Source organism: Pseudogracilibacillus sp. ICA-222130 (assembly GCF_037892545.1).
GTDB lineage: Bacteria > Bacillota > Bacilli > Bacillales > Amphibacillaceae > Pseudogracilibacillus.
In genome coordinates, this window is record NZ_JBBKBG010000029.1 from 1 (window position 1) to 14,279 (window position 14,279).

Below are 14,279 nucleotides of genomic sequence, written 5' to 3' on the forward strand. Positions count from 1 at the left end.
GTTTAAAAGTGACTTTTTTATTTTGGGTAATGACAAGTTTTACCGTAGTAGGATTTATTGTACTTATGTCGATGAAAAAGAGTATGGAAAAAAGAATTGCCTTAGCGATCGAGCACGAACAAAATTTAGAACTGAAACAAAGGGTAACGAAACCAGTAATTTGGTGGTTAGTGGGAGCTACAATGTGGGGGATCATTAGTATGATGTTCGTCGTCTGGACCTTTACTGTCTCATCATAAAAATTCGATGGATATGAGATAAAATAGACATACTAAAATAAAATGAATTCCAACGATAAAACGGTTATGTTGAATCATACCGTTTTTTATTTTGTTTTTAAAACAGACATGTACCTCGGATGTAACATATTATAGTTAGTAATCTTTTTATAAAATGATGATGTGCCATTTATTTGTATGATAAACTAAAGGAACTGGAGGGAACTATCGTGAGAGAACAACCATTACATGAAATTGCGCAGGACGCTGTCAAAGTTTGGAGAATTCATGCGGCAATATATGTCATTATTTTTTGGATGTTTATTATTGCATGGGGCATTATAACATTTATATTTTCATTTCCTTACCTATATACCTTTATAACTGTTGTTTTGGGGCTAATGGCGATTTACGTATTCATCATACTCATTCCAACATTGCGTTATAAAAGATGGCGTTATGAAATTTTTGAGCAAGAAATTTATATTCAGCACGGAATTTTAATTGTCAAACGAACATTGATCCCGATGATACGAGTACAACATGTTGATACAGAACAAGGTCCAATTTTAAAGAAGTATGACTTAGCGACGGTATCTATCTCAACTGCTGCAACAACACATTATATACCAGCATTGAATGGTGCGGATGCAGAAGATTTACGTGATAAAATTTCCACATTAGCGAGGGTCGATGATTATGACGTATAAGCATGATGAAACAGAGACAACTGCACCAATACATAATGGTCATTCATTTACCAAACGACGTCGTTTACACCCAGCAGCCATTATTTTTCGGTTTACACTTGCACTGAAAGAAACGGTATTTGGTTTAGGGATTGGTTTTATCGTTACGATGAAAGAATCTTTTATTGCATTTTTACTTTTCGGTGGGGCTTTCATCTTATTTTTGATCGGATATAGTATGTTATCATGGTGGAAATTTACGTATTATGTGTATGAAAATGAATTGAGGATAGAGCAAGGTGTTTTCATCCGTAAGAAACGATTTATTTCATTTCACCGTATCCATAAAATTGATATGACCGCGAACTTGATACACCGACTTTTCAAATTGACAAATATGCAAATAGATACGGCTAGTAGTAGTGGGGGAGCAGAAGTTGCATTAAGTGCAGTAAAAGTAACGGATGCAACCGCCTTACGAAATGTAATTCAAAAAGGAAAATCTCAAACAGATTCGAAAGAAAAACCTTCAACAGGAAATAAAGAGGAAGAGACAATACTTTCGACGAAAAAAGTGACGTGGAAAAATTTATTTATCGCAGGCTCTACTTCCGGAAGTATCGGATTTATGATACTTGCCGTGTTAGCTTTCGGCCCGCAACTAGAACAAGTAATTCCTACATCAGCGTTAAACAAAACATTTCAATTTGTTGTGACGTTAAGTATCATCTTTCTTGTCGTGGCTATTTGTCTTCTTTTAGTTGGATTATGGGTATTAGGTATTGCCGGAACGATGATTAAATACGGCAACTTTACAATTGAAAAAAGAGAGAAAGAATTATTTATTAAACGTGGATTAATCGAAACGAAAGAACTGACGATTCCTTTTGATCGAATTCAGGCGATCGGTTTGGAACAAAGTTTGATTCGACAACCGCTCGGTTATGTAAAGGTATATGCAGTTGTTGCGGGAGGCTCTTTTGATCGGACAGAAGCATTTCCAGTATTATTTCCTTTAATCCATAAAAAAGAAGTGCCCCAATTTTTGCAAACGTTTATGGAAGACCATGTTATTGAATTACAGCAAGATGCGATACGTTTACCAAATCGAAGTCGGAAATACTTTATCGTTAAACAACTTCTTTTTCCAATGATCATTTTCTGTGGTTTACTATATTTCTTCCCATCGTTCGCGTGGATTCCGTCCTTACTCGCTGTTTTATTAGGTTGGTATGGAAATATGGGTTATAAAGATGTTCGTGTACAAACAGAAGGAAAAAGCCTTACATTTCAAATTCGCCGTTTATTTGATAGAGTAACTGTAATGACGTACAAACGTCGTATACAATCACTTAAACTAACCGCACATCCATGGCAAAAGAAAGATGGATTAATGAGTGTTCATTTATCTTTAATTGGTTCTAGTGGTTTAGGGACACATTATACGGTTTCACATATGGAAATAGAGGATGCCATGGAGTTAGCGGAATGGTTTTCTTATCAACAATCAGTAGTAAGAGAGGAAAGACAGATAGAGGGGGATATGCTTTGTGAAGAATGAAGTAATATTCGAGAAATTAGGGATACAAAAAATTACGATTCCATTGCCATTTCGATTAGACCATGTCCATTGTTTTTTAGTAAAAGGTGCTACGGGATATACGCTAATTGATACTGGTTTACATGACGAACAAGCGAAAAAAATATGGCAAGAAAAATTGCCCGGAAAGGATGTAGAGAAAATTATATTAACACATCTACATCCCGACCATACAGGCTATGCTGGTGTTCTACAAAAACAAACAAATGCACCTGTCTATATGTCAGAAATCGATGCAAAAGCAATGCAAACTATATGGAAAGAAGAAGCAATTCCGTTATTGCAACGAGATTATCATACTTTCGCCGTACCAGAGCAAATGACGGAAAAAATTATTCAATTGATACGAAAGACGACAAATATTGTGGAGCCAACTCCGAATGTTCACCAGTTTTTACGAGATGGAGAAACGATTAACATAGGGGATTATACGTATGATATCATTGCAACACCTGGACATGCAGAGGGGCTCGTCTGTTTATATGAACCGGAAACAAAAGTATTATTATCGACCGATCATGTTTTACCGAAAATCACTCCGAATATTGCGTACTGGTTTTATGGGGAGAAAAATCCCTTGTTATCGTATAAGACTTCCTTAGAAAAAATAAAAAAGCTTGATATTTCATATGTAATTCCATCACATGGAGAACCATTTGAGGATGTGTATACGCGAATAGATGAGATTTGGACACATCACGAAGAACGGATCGAGAAAACGTATGATGCAATGAAAAATGGGATAACGGTTTTTGATATGTGTGATATTCTATTTCCGTATGAGTTATCTGTGTATGATTATCAATTTGCGATTGGTGAGGCTGTTGCACATATGGAATATGTTCGTCATGAAGGTAGATGTGAGCGGACAATAGAAAGTGGAGTATACATTTATCAGTCACTAACATAAGAAGATAGAGTAAGAAGCACGTAAGACGATAGGTTTTGTACGGTCAACGTATCATCTTTATCGTGCTTCTTACTTTTTACTCGTGTTTGTTTCACACATTATTTTTGAATGACAACTTGAATGACATGGCCAACGCCTGTATGACGATATCCTTCCATACGATTTGCTTCTCCATAATAAAAATGAACACATTTATGTGGGTGGATAATATCTAAGATAACCTTTGGATCATACAACATATCGACGAGTCCAGGTCCACCTGTATCATAATCGATTTGTGCTTTGGAATATACTTCAAAAATGAAATAGCCACCAGGTTTAATTGCATGGATCATATTGTTAATAAACTGCTTCTGGTTAGCATCATGAACATGTCCAAACACCATGATACCACCATCATATTTATTACGATCCAACTTCATATCAATTAAATCGGCTTCCACGGTTTGAATCGATACCCCATTTTCCTTCGCTAATATCGAGGCATGTTCTAATCCAACTGATGATAAATCATATGCCGTAACATCATGGCCTAATTTTGCTAAATAAACAGCATTCCTTCCTTCGCCTTCTGCAAAACAAGCAATATTACTGTTATCTGGAAATAAATCACATTTACTTTTAATAAACTTATTTACTTCTTTTCCGTATGTATATTTATTTTGTTGAAATTGTTCGTCCCATTTATTTTTTGGCATGTTTTCACTCCTTTATAATCGTTCAACGTTTAAATTTACTTCTTTTTTTCTTTTTATGTAATGCATGTAAGGCTTGTTGAGCTCTTTGTTTTCTATTCTCCGTTTCCTCGATATTAATTGATAGGATGGAAAATGTTTCTTCCATTTTCTCCACATTAAAAACCGTCCCGATATCACTTCCTTCAGGTAAGGTAGCTTTGTCAACAATGTGCTCCTTTTCAACGGATTCAATTAAAATGACAGCTAATTGATCTTCAAACCGATCTAATATACCGAACATATTATCACTCCTCTATACATGCTTTCCCTTCTTCTATTATATCAGAAATTCTTCCTGGACCAATTCCATCAATGATAGATAAGTCTTCTACAGACGTATATGGACGGTGCTCGATTAAGGCAACTGCTCTCGCATCTCCAATATGAATAATTTCCATTAATTCTTCCTTTGAAGCATCATTGATATTAATACAGGCAGCTTTTTTCTTTTCTTTTTCAGTTTGCTTTTGTTTCTTTTTCTTTCCTTTATCCACTTCATATGTTTTCCCATCCGTTTTGATCACGATGTTTCCATAAGTATCTGTTCCATATAAAGGAATATCCTTGGTTGCAAATAGATCGATGACTTCTTCATGGGGATGACCATATTTATTATCGATCCCCGCACTGTAAATAGCGATTTCAGGGTTTACTTCTTCCACAAACTTAGGATCACTAGATGTATTGGAACCATGATGTCCTAATTGTAAAACAGTCGCCTCTACAGGTAAGTCATTTTCTAACATCAACTTTTCTTCTGTTTTTGAAGCATCTCCCGTAAATAAAAAGGATATATCACCATATTGTGCGTGGAATGAAATAGAATCTTCATTTAATTTTCCCGTTACATTAGCTGGATGTAAAATGGTTAATTGCAATGGGCCGATATCAAATACATCTCCTGCTTTAGGCTCATCAAAATCTGCGTCACTATTCACAATCGCTTCTACTGCTTTATTATAAACTTCCGATTGTGTAGTATTACTTGACATCCATACTTCCCCGACGTCAAATTGATCTAATACTTTATGTAATTGACCGATATGGTCTGCATGTGGATGGCTAATTATAATGATATCGATATAATCGACCTTTTGATCTTTTAAATAAGGAACGACTTCATTTCCTTTCCAATCTCCCGTGTCATATAAAATGTGATACGTTTCATCTGTATCTTTTATTTGAAATAATGTTGCATCTCCTTGACCAACATCTATATAGTGAACAGTTAAATCATCGAGTTTTTGAGCTTTTTTATCTGATTGCGTAGATGTTTTTTCTTTCTTACTCATGTTACTTTCAGCAATTTCTTTTTGTTCATTTTGTTCCATAGGTACATTGTTTTCGTTATTACTTTCGTTTTCGTTCGTTACTACGTCATTTGTGCAAGCGATTAATAAAATTGCCATGAGTAGTGTCATAATAATTTTTCTATACATGTTGTCTTCTCCTACTATGTAAAAAATGTGCATCTTTAAGCGTAACAAAATGATTACGAGAATTCCAGAAAAGAAGATGTAAAAATGTATATGTTTTGTATAAAATTACGTTACGAAAAATTTTGCTGATCGGTGCTAAAAATTTGGTGAGGGGTGTAAACTATAGAATACGGCTGAAATGTAAGGGAGCAAGTCATACATTTATTGGCTCCATAGAAACATTCATAAACTTATACAGAAAACTATGGTATAACAGTGTATACATTTCCAAACATAGAGTAAATTTTGATTCGAAGGAGATATTGAAATCTGAAAATTTAAAATATTATTTGAAGAGAAATCATTATTCAAGTATAATAATTTTAACTAACGATTTCTTTATCAATTAGTTGTTATATAACAAAATAAAAAGGGGGATATAAAAGTGAAGCGAAGTTTTCGTATTTATATTTTTGTATGTTTATTAGGAAGTTTGGCATTATTATTAATGGCTTGTGGCAACGGCAACAATGAAAGCGCAAACACGGATGCAGACAATAACGGTGGAGGAAGTGATGAAAATACGTATGTTGTCGGAACAGATGCCGCATATGCACCGATGGAATATATCGATGATGCTGGGGAAATTGTTGGGATTGATATCGAAATAGTCGATGCAATTGCAGAAGAAATGGGCTTTGAAGTGGAGTATAAAAATATCGGTTGGGATCCGTTATTTCCTGCTGTAAACAACGGGGAAGTAGATTTTGCGGTTTCTTCGATTACGATTACAGAGGAAAGAGAAAAAGAATTTGACTTCACAGACCCGTACTATATTGCTAATCAACTTATTTTAGTGCCAGAAGATAGCGATGTAACAAGTTTTGATGATTTAAAAGATAAAAAAGTATCTGCGCAAATGAGTACGACAGGACATATTGTTGTACAAGAGTTATTAGGAGAGACGAGTCCAAATATTGTTGCAACAGAATCGATGCCTCTTGCGATTAGTGAAATGCTAAATGGCAATGCGGAAGCATCTGTTGGAGACAACTCGACCGTCAATGAATATTTAAAAAATAATCCAGATGTAGATTTAAAAACAGTGGAAGATGACAGTTTTGAAAAAGAATATTATGGTTTGATGGTGAAAAAGGGAAATGACGAATTACGCGAATTACTGAATGAAGGGATTCAAAAGATTAAAGATAGTGGAAAGTTAGAAGAAATTACAGGAATTGAAGTAGAGTGACATAAGAGAGCTAGGACAGAGAGGCAATTTGTTCATTCTCTGGTTAACCTAGCTCTTTTGTTTCATTATTGATGATCGGTAGGGGTGCATATAATGGAAATATTAGACAATATTCGTTTAGATGTCATATGGAACTATCGTGAATTATTTATTCGTGGTGTCGGTGTCACTATAGCATTGACAGTGATTAGTTATACAATTGGTATTATACTTGGTCTAATTTTTGGGATAGGAAAGATGTCAAAACGAAAAATATTTTATTATCCGAGTAAATTATATATCGACTTTTTTCGTGGTACACCATTATTAGTGCAAATATTACTTATTCATTTAGCAGTTATTCCGACCATTTTCGGGAAATCATTAGGATTCTTCGTATCTGGTATTCTTGCACTTTCGTTAAACTGTGGTGCGTATACAGCAGAAATTATTCGTGCTGGAATCCAATCGTTAGAGAAAGGACAAATGGAAGCGGCTCGTTCATTAGGAATGCCACATGGTATGGCAATGAAACATATAATTTTACCACAAGCATTGAGAAGAATGGTGCCACCATTAGGGAATGAATTGATTGCTTTATTAAAAGATTCCTCCTTAGTGACAGTCATTGCAGCAAATGATATTTTATTCGCTGCGAAAGTAGTGCAAGGAGCAACTTTTAGGCCGTGGGAGCCATATATTTTTGCGGCAATTTTATATTTATGTTTAACATGGGGTGTAACGAAAATCGTAACGTATGTAGAAAAACGATACAGTACGAGTTATGTACCAAAAAAGAAGCGGAAATTAAGCCATCGATGATAGGTAGGTGAAAAAAATGATAAAAATTACAGGCTTAAAAAAATCATATGGAGAGCTGGAAGTGTTAAAGGGAATAGATTATAACATTAAAGAAAAAGAAGTGATTTGTGTCATCGGTGCAAGTGGTTCCGGAAAAAGTACGTTTCTTCGTTGTATCAATTTGCTAGAAGAAATAACAGATGGCGCGATTTATATTGATGGGGTAAAAGTGAATGATCCACAGACAAATATTAATGAACTACGAACGAATGTAGGGATGGTGTTTCAACAATTTAATTTATTTCCTCATATGACAGTACTTCAAAATATTACGATTGCACCACGCCAAATTAAAAAAATAGGTGAGATGGAAGCGGAACGACTAGCATTTGAATTATTAGAAAAAGTAGGTTTATCTGATAAAGCATATAATTATCCAGAACAACTTTCTGGTGGACAAATGCAACGAGTTGCAATTGCAAGGGCGTTAGCAATGAAACCAACTATTATGTTATTTGATGAGCCGACATCTGCCTTAGATCCAGAGATGGTAAAAGAAGTATTAGATGTAATGCGAGAGTTAGCGGAAGAAGGAATGACGATGATTATCGTCACACATGAAATGGGGTTTGCTAGAGAAGTAGCAGACCGTGTGTTATTTATTGATGGTGGCTATTTAGCCGAAGAAGGAACACCAGAAGAAATTTTTCAAGCACCAAAAAATGAGCGGACGAAAGCATTTTTAGGAAAAGTTTTATAAAAAATAAGATTTTTTTAAAAGGGATAAAAACAACATCATTACGCTAGTTTATAGAGGAATGTGATGACAAGATTTGTTGGAATTTACAGAAAATTTCTTTTATTCATACGTAATTGTGCTATAATAACTTTTAATAAACAAATAGGGGGCTAATTATGAAAAAAATAGGTTTATCTATTTTACTAGGAATCATGGTAGCCGTTTTAGTTGCTTGTGGTGGCAACAATGACGCGAATAGTAATGCAAATGACACTGCAAATAGTAACAGTGGTGGAGGCGACAAAGATACATATGTCGTAGCAACAGACAATGGTTATGTACCATTTGAGTACATTGATGAAGAATCAGGCGATTTAATCGGATTTGATATCGATTTAATTGAAGCGCTTGCAGAGGAAGTAGGCGTAGAAATCGAATTTGAAACATTAGAGTTCGATGGAATCGTAGCTGGAATTAGTTCTGGTAAGTTCGATATTGCGATCGCTGGAATGACTATTACAGAAGAACGTGAAAAATCGATTGATTTTACAGATCCGTACTATGAGGCTGGATTAATTTTAGCTGTTACAGATGACAATGATGAGATTCAATCCATTGATGATGTAGATGGCAAAACGGTTGCCACTCGTACAGGTTCTACGTCTGAAACATACTTAAAAGAAAATACAGATGCGAAAGTGGAAGCATTCCCACAAATCATTGAAGGATATCAAAATGTCCTAGCAGGCCGTGCAGATGCGGTATTATATGACTTACCGAACGTACTATTCTATTCCGAAAAAGAGGCAGACAATAAGTTAGTTACTGTCGGTGAAAAATTAACAGGGGAAGATTATGGTATTGCATTCCCTAAAGATTCCGAATTGAGAGATCAATTTAATGATGCATTACAGACATTAAAAGAGAATGGCACATATGATGATATTTATGAAGAATGGTTTGGAGAAAGACCAGAAGGTACGTAAAAAGGAGAAGAGGTTGGGACATGTCTATTTTCAATCATTGTCCGACCTCTTTTTTCTGTCGAAATATAACAGATGAAGGTGGTGTATAACAGTGGAGCACATTATAAATGTTTTACCTAGCTTATTACAAGGATTAAAATATACATTTATTATAACCGTTGTCGGGATCTCCATCGGTTTTGTCATTGGTGCATTTGCAGGTTTAGGTAGAATATCTAAAAACAAACTTATATTCGGTATTTCCACTGTCTATGTAGAAGTAATTCGTGGAACACCCATTTTAGTACAAATATTATTTATTTACTTTGGATTGTCGGATTTATTAGATATAAACTTAGACAAAATTACCGCATCGATTATTGCAATCGCCGTAAATGCTGGTGCATATATTGCGGAAATTGTTCGTGGTGGTGTCGAGTCTATCGATAAAGGACAGTTTGAAGCTGGGGATTCTATCGGTCTAACAAAATCTCAAACCATGTGGTACATTATTTGGCCACAAGCTTTAAGAAGGATGATACCCCCATTAGGGAACCAATTTATTATTAGTTTAAAAGATACGTCATTATTCTCAGCGATTGCGGTTGGGGAATTATTATATGAAGGGCGCGCGTATGCGAATTCAACCTTTACATATTTCGAACCATTTTTAATGGTCGCGCTATTTTATTTAGCTATTACGATTCCTGCTAGTATTATTTTAAGACGTATAGAGAGGAAGCTTGATGTATAATGATTACAGTAGATAATTTACATAAATCATTTGGAAATCACGAAGTACTTAAAGGGATTTCCAATAAAATAAAACCACAAGAAGTCGTATGTGTCATCGGACCATCAGGCTCAGGGAAAAGTACCTTTTTGCGTTGTTTAAATTTATTAGAGGACGTAACATCTGGTTCGATTACGATTGATGGGGAAGAAATAACGGACCCACAAACGAATGTACCAAAAGTACGATCGAAAGTTGGCATGGTATTTCAACATTTTAATTTATTTCCCCATAAAACAGTGCTTGAAAACATTACCCTTGGACCGTTGAAAGTACTCGGTCAATCTCAAGAGGAAGCGGAACAAAAAGCGAAGGAATTACTTGCTAAAGTCGGCTTGTCGGATAAAGCGAATGCATATCCTAGTAGTTTGTCAGGTGGACAAAAACAGCGTGTAGCAATATCTAGAGCGCTTGCGATGAATCCGAAAGTAATGTTATTCGATGAACCAACATCAGCATTAGACCCTGAGTTGGTAGGAGAAGTACTTGCTGTAATGAAAGAATTAGCACAAGAAGGTATGACGATGGTTGTCGTCACACACGAGATGGGTTTTGCACGCGAGGTTGGCGATCGTGTAATTTTCATTGATGAAGGAATTGTGATGGAAGAAGGAGATCCAGAAGTTATTTTTGAACAACCGAAAAGCGAACGACTTCAATCATTTTTAAGTAAAATTTTATAAGAAACGGACACCAGAAAACACCATCGTCTATTTTGCGATGGTGTTTTTGATAAGGAATTAATATGAAGGAACAAAAGCATGTGCGATGGCATTGAGAACGAATTTTTGCGTAATTGTAGCATATATCCGCAAGTTCGTTGTGTTTTTCGTGAATACTTGCGGAATTGAAGTTTATATTCGCAAGTTCATCGCGATTTCCGTGATTCTTTGCGGAATTATGGTATATATCCGCAAGTTCGTCGTGATTTCCGTGAACACTTGCGTAATTGTAGCATATATCCGCAAGTTCGTCGCGATTTTCGTGAACACTTGCGGAATTACTGGATATATCCGCAAGTTCATCGCGATTTCCGTGAACACTTGCGTAATTGTAGCATATATCCGCAAGTTCGTCGTGATTTCCGTGATTCTTTGCGGAATTATGGTATATATCCGCAAGTTCATAGCGATTATCATGAACACTTGCGTAATTATTGCATATATCCGCAAGTTCATCGCGATTTTCGTGAACACTTGCGGAATTATAGTATATATCCGCAAGTTCATCGTGATTTCCGTGAACACTTGCGTAATTATAGTATATATCCGCAAGTTCAATGCATTTATCATGAACACTTGCGTAATTACTGGATATATCCGCAAGTTCATCGCGATTTCCGCAAACACTTGCGGAATTATAGCATATATCCGCATTCCGGTCACGATCACCGTGTTCTTTTAACGAATTATAGTTTATTTATGCAAATGGTTCGCAGTTTCTATTAGCTGCACATACATTCGTTGACGAAATGCATCACGGTCGTAAGGATAAATTGTTCCAAATCCGTCCGATTGTTTTAATTCTAGCAATCTATGAACTGCATTTTCCAAACGAGTTTCTAATATGGCGCCGGCTTTCGCTTGTTCGATAAGTTCGTTCAACAGTATTAATTGTTTTTCATAATTATCATGTATGACAAAAGCATCTACTCCGTCTTGTAGCGCTTCGATTAGTTCATTTGCTGTCACAGTTGTAGAGTGGAAGTTGGCAACGATTAAACCGTCAAATCCGAACGTTTCCCTTAACAATGCAAGATTATTTTTAAAGTGGATGGAATCCCCTTGCAGAAAAAGTGCAGAAGTATTTTTTAACAGCTTATCTACATATAAGCGTATTCGTCCCTTGTTTGAAGCATTCAATATGGAAATATTTTCCATGATCGCATCAACATTTGGGATAGACAGTACAATCGCTTTTTTATATCCTTCTATTGCTGCAATCGCATGTTGCATTTTCGGACGGAACAGATCAACAAATGGTTTGGCATCATCATCAAACCGCACATTTGGTGCAATAATTGTATTAATTCCAACCGCACGTAATTCTTTCCCGTACAATTCTGCTTGCTGTTTTGTGTATAAACGATTATTTAATTGTTCCATCATATTATGTGGAATTGGTTGTGTCATCCCAGTTAATGTTAGTGGGTGTTCTGCTCCTTCTATCCCGATGAATAAAGGCCTTCCAACACCTGCATAACGTTGTAAATAATCTGTTATATGATGTACTTGTTTAGGTTTTTCAAATAGTTCATTCGTTAATAAGACACCACCGATATGGTAGTTTGATACTAAATGGATAATATTTTCGTTTATATGGTTTTCATCAAAACGTACAAAACAAAGTTGTCCAATTTTTTCTTCTATCGTTATAGCGTTGTCAGTAGTCATAGGTAAACGCTCCTTTAATTAATAAGTATGAGCACTTCTTTGTATAGTCATCATATCTAATTTTCTGACAATTTTCAATATATGTAAGCGATTCACAAAAGTGTCATGAAAAATATTAACTTCTCATTAGTCATTTAGTACTTCTGTATGATAAAATACGGTGTAAATAAGAGTTGATTTATAGACTGTTTGAGGTGGAAAAATGAATATTATAAAAGTTGAAAACAAAGAAGCATTAAGCATAAAAGCGAAAGATATGTTTGTAGATGTTTTACAAAATACGACGGCACCTATTTTAGGATTGGCGACAGGATCCACACCAGAAGGAATGTATAAATTATTAATTGAAAGTTATCAAAATGGAGACATATCATTTAAAGATGCAATAGCATTTAATTTAGATGAGTATGTTGGCTTAGCTCCAGACCATCCAGCAAGCTATCGTTATTATATGCAACATAAATTATATGATCATGTGGATACAAATAGAAGGAATACATTTTTGCCGAATGGCTTAGCAGAGGACCTTGATGCGGAATGTATAACATATGAAAAGCATATACAAGAGGCAGGAAATTTAGACTTTTTAGTTTTAGGGATTGGAGAGAATGGACATATCGGCTTTAATGAACCGGGAACTCCATTTGAATCTCGGACACATATCGTTACGTTGACGGAAAATACACGAGAAGTGAATGCAAGATTTTTTGATTCGATTGATGAAGTACCGACAGAGGCATTAACAATGGGACTTGGTACGATTATGGATGCGAAGCAAATAATGCTTTTAGTTCAAGGGGAACGCAAGAGAGAGATTTTAAAAGAAGTACTTTATGGCGAGGTAACGGAAGAAGTTCCGGCGTCCATTTTACAAAAGCATCCTAATGTTACGATTATTACGGATTTAGATGTGTAAAAGAAATAAGGCTTTTGAAACACGAATCGATTACTTTCCATTCAAAAATGTACTGCATTTTATCGAGAGAAGATTCGTGTTTCATGTTCCTTTTTTAAATTTGTGCCGAACTTTTATTTGAAGATGGAAGGGTTGTTCGTAATTAATCCATCCACACCGATATTTTTATAATGTGTAGCAAAATCAATGTCATTTACTGTATAGACGTTCGTTTGTAAATGACGTTTTTTTGCTTCTTGTACCATTTGTTCTGTGACATAAAAATGATTCGGATGAATCCCGTATAATGGAAAAGAAAGGTGATCGATATAATAAAATGGATCGACTAAATTACCGAAAAACAAGACACTAAGTTTCACATTCGGATCAAGCCTGTACAATTGTTGCAAACTTTTATGGTCAAATGAAGAGTAAATAACACGATCTTCCATATGATAATTGGAGACGAGTTGCAATACTTTTTCTTCTAAATGAGGCATCATGACAGGACCGTTTTTTAATTCGATATGTAGTGTTATCTCTGTTTGTTTTAATAATTGGAGCGCTTCATCGAATGTCGCAATTTTTTCTCCTTTGAATTTTTTAGAAAATTTACTCCCGAAATCAAAGGATTTTAATTGTTTTAACGTATAATTATGTACGAATCCTTTTTTGTTGGTTAGTCGTTTGATGGTAGAATCATGACTTAAAACAAGCTCCCCATCTTTTGTTAATCGGACATCTAACTCGATTGCATCTGCTTGTAATTCAATAGCTTTTTTAAATGAAGCGATTGTATTTTCTGGTGCAAATTTAGAGGCACCTCGGTGTGCGATAATTTTCATATATATGTCACAACCTTTCGAAAGTTTGAAATAAAAAAATATCAA

Annotated in this window: 16 protein-coding genes; 11 read left to right on the plus strand and 5 right to left on the minus strand. The window is 35.3% G+C overall.

The window, feature by feature from the left end:
• From WKT09_RS10805 to WKT09_RS10820, 4 genes are all read left to right on the plus strand, one after another.
• On the plus strand, positions 1 to 239 hold a 239-nt coding region (locus WKT09_RS10805), incomplete at its 5' end, for a hypothetical protein (protein ID WP_340416039.1).
• A 209-nt stretch (positions 240 to 448) separates the two neighbouring features.
• Entirely contained in the window at positions 449 to 928 is a 480-nt protein-coding gene (locus WKT09_RS10810; RefSeq protein ID WP_340416040.1) for a PH domain-containing protein, read from the plus strand.
• The gene (locus WKT09_RS10815; RefSeq protein ID WP_340416041.1) at positions 918 to 2,468 is read left to right on the plus strand and encodes a PH domain-containing protein; all 1,551 of its coding nucleotides are present in this window, start codon (positions 918 to 920) and stop codon (positions 2,466 to 2,468) included. The genes WKT09_RS10810 and WKT09_RS10815 overlap by 11 nt, the downstream gene beginning before the upstream one ends.
• The gene (locus WKT09_RS10820; RefSeq protein WP_340416042.1) at positions 2,458 to 3,417 is read left to right on the plus strand and encodes an MBL fold metallo-hydrolase; all 960 of its coding nucleotides are present in this window, start codon (positions 2,458 to 2,460) and stop codon (positions 3,415 to 3,417) included. Before WKT09_RS10815 ends, WKT09_RS10820 begins: the two co-directional genes overlap by 11 nt.
• Positions 3,418 to 3,515: 98 nt before the next feature.
• On the opposite strand, the gene WKT09_RS10825 is transcribed toward WKT09_RS10820, so the two are convergent.
• Genes WKT09_RS10825 through WKT09_RS10835 form a run of 3 tightly spaced genes read right to left on the minus strand, consistent with a single transcriptional unit; the run spans position 3,516 to position 5,593 of the window.
• Complete coding sequence (locus WKT09_RS10825; RefSeq protein WP_340416043.1) at positions 3,516 to 4,115, minus strand: class I SAM-dependent methyltransferase; 600 nt, start codon at positions 4,113 to 4,115, stop codon at positions 3,516 to 3,518.
• A 22-nt stretch (positions 4,116 to 4,137) separates the two neighbouring features.
• The gene (locus WKT09_RS10830) at positions 4,138 to 4,395 is read right to left on the minus strand and encodes a DUF3006 domain-containing protein (RefSeq protein WP_340416044.1); all 258 of its coding nucleotides are present in this window, start codon (positions 4,393 to 4,395) and stop codon (positions 4,138 to 4,140) included.
• A 4-nt stretch (positions 4,396 to 4,399) separates the two neighbouring features.
• A complete protein-coding gene (locus WKT09_RS10835) occupies positions 4,400 to 5,593 on the minus strand; it encodes an MBL fold metallo-hydrolase (RefSeq protein WP_340416045.1) in 1,194 nt (397 codons plus the stop codon).
• Positions 5,594 to 6,017: 424 nt separating this feature from the next.
• On the opposite strand from WKT09_RS10835, the gene WKT09_RS10840 reads away from it, so the two are divergent.
• From WKT09_RS10840 to WKT09_RS10865, 6 genes are all read left to right on the plus strand, one after another.
• Positions 6,018 to 6,824 carry a basic amino acid ABC transporter substrate-binding protein gene (locus WKT09_RS10840; protein WP_340416046.1) on the plus strand — a complete coding sequence of 269 codons (807 nt, stop codon included), beginning with the start codon at positions 6,018 to 6,020 and terminating at the stop codon, positions 6,822 to 6,824.
• A 93-nt stretch (positions 6,825 to 6,917) separates the two neighbouring features.
• Positions 6,918 to 7,625 carry an amino acid ABC transporter permease gene (locus WKT09_RS10845; RefSeq protein ID WP_340416047.1) on the plus strand — a complete coding sequence of 236 codons (708 nt, stop codon included), beginning with the start codon at positions 6,918 to 6,920 and terminating at the stop codon, positions 7,623 to 7,625.
• A gap of 16 nt (positions 7,626 to 7,641) precedes the next feature.
• Complete coding sequence (locus WKT09_RS10850) at positions 7,642 to 8,364, plus strand: amino acid ABC transporter ATP-binding protein (protein WP_340416048.1); 723 nt, start codon at positions 7,642 to 7,644, stop codon at positions 8,362 to 8,364.
• Between the two features lie 155 nt (positions 8,365 to 8,519).
• Positions 8,520 to 9,329: a transporter substrate-binding domain-containing protein gene (locus WKT09_RS10855; protein WP_340416049.1), complete on the plus strand. Its 810-nt coding sequence runs from the start codon at positions 8,520 to 8,522 to the stop codon at positions 9,327 to 9,329.
• Positions 9,330 to 9,420: 91 nt separating this feature from the next.
• On the plus strand, positions 9,421 to 10,062 hold the full coding sequence (locus tag WKT09_RS10860) for an amino acid ABC transporter permease (RefSeq protein WP_336268208.1): 642 nt from the start codon (positions 9,421 to 9,423) through the stop codon (positions 10,060 to 10,062).
• Complete coding sequence (locus WKT09_RS10865) at positions 10,062 to 10,784, plus strand: amino acid ABC transporter ATP-binding protein (protein ID WP_340416050.1); 723 nt, start codon at positions 10,062 to 10,064, stop codon at positions 10,782 to 10,784. The genes WKT09_RS10860 and WKT09_RS10865 overlap by 1 nt, the downstream gene beginning before the upstream one ends.
• A 732-nt stretch (positions 10,785 to 11,516) precedes the next feature.
• Here the strand turns inward: WKT09_RS10865 and WKT09_RS10870 are convergent.
• Positions 11,517 to 12,494, minus strand: coding sequence for a glycoside hydrolase family 3 N-terminal domain-containing protein (locus WKT09_RS10870; protein ID WP_340416051.1), 978 nt, complete (start codon positions 12,492 to 12,494; stop codon positions 11,517 to 11,519).
• 202 nt (positions 12,495 to 12,696) lie between these two features.
• On the opposite strand from WKT09_RS10870, the gene nagB reads away from it, so the two are divergent.
• Positions 12,697 to 13,410, plus strand: a complete 714-nt coding sequence (gene nagB / locus WKT09_RS10875; protein ID WP_340416052.1) for a glucosamine-6-phosphate deaminase — start codon at positions 12,697 to 12,699, stop codon at positions 13,408 to 13,410.
• Positions 13,411 to 13,523: 113 nt separating this feature from the next.
• Here the strand turns inward: nagB and WKT09_RS10880 are convergent, their stop codons facing one another.
• The gene (locus WKT09_RS10880; RefSeq protein WP_340416053.1) at positions 13,524 to 14,234 is read right to left on the minus strand and encodes a glycerophosphodiester phosphodiesterase; all 711 of its coding nucleotides are present in this window, start codon (positions 14,232 to 14,234) and stop codon (positions 13,524 to 13,526) included.
• Between the last annotated feature and the right edge of the window lie 45 nt (positions 14,235 to 14,279).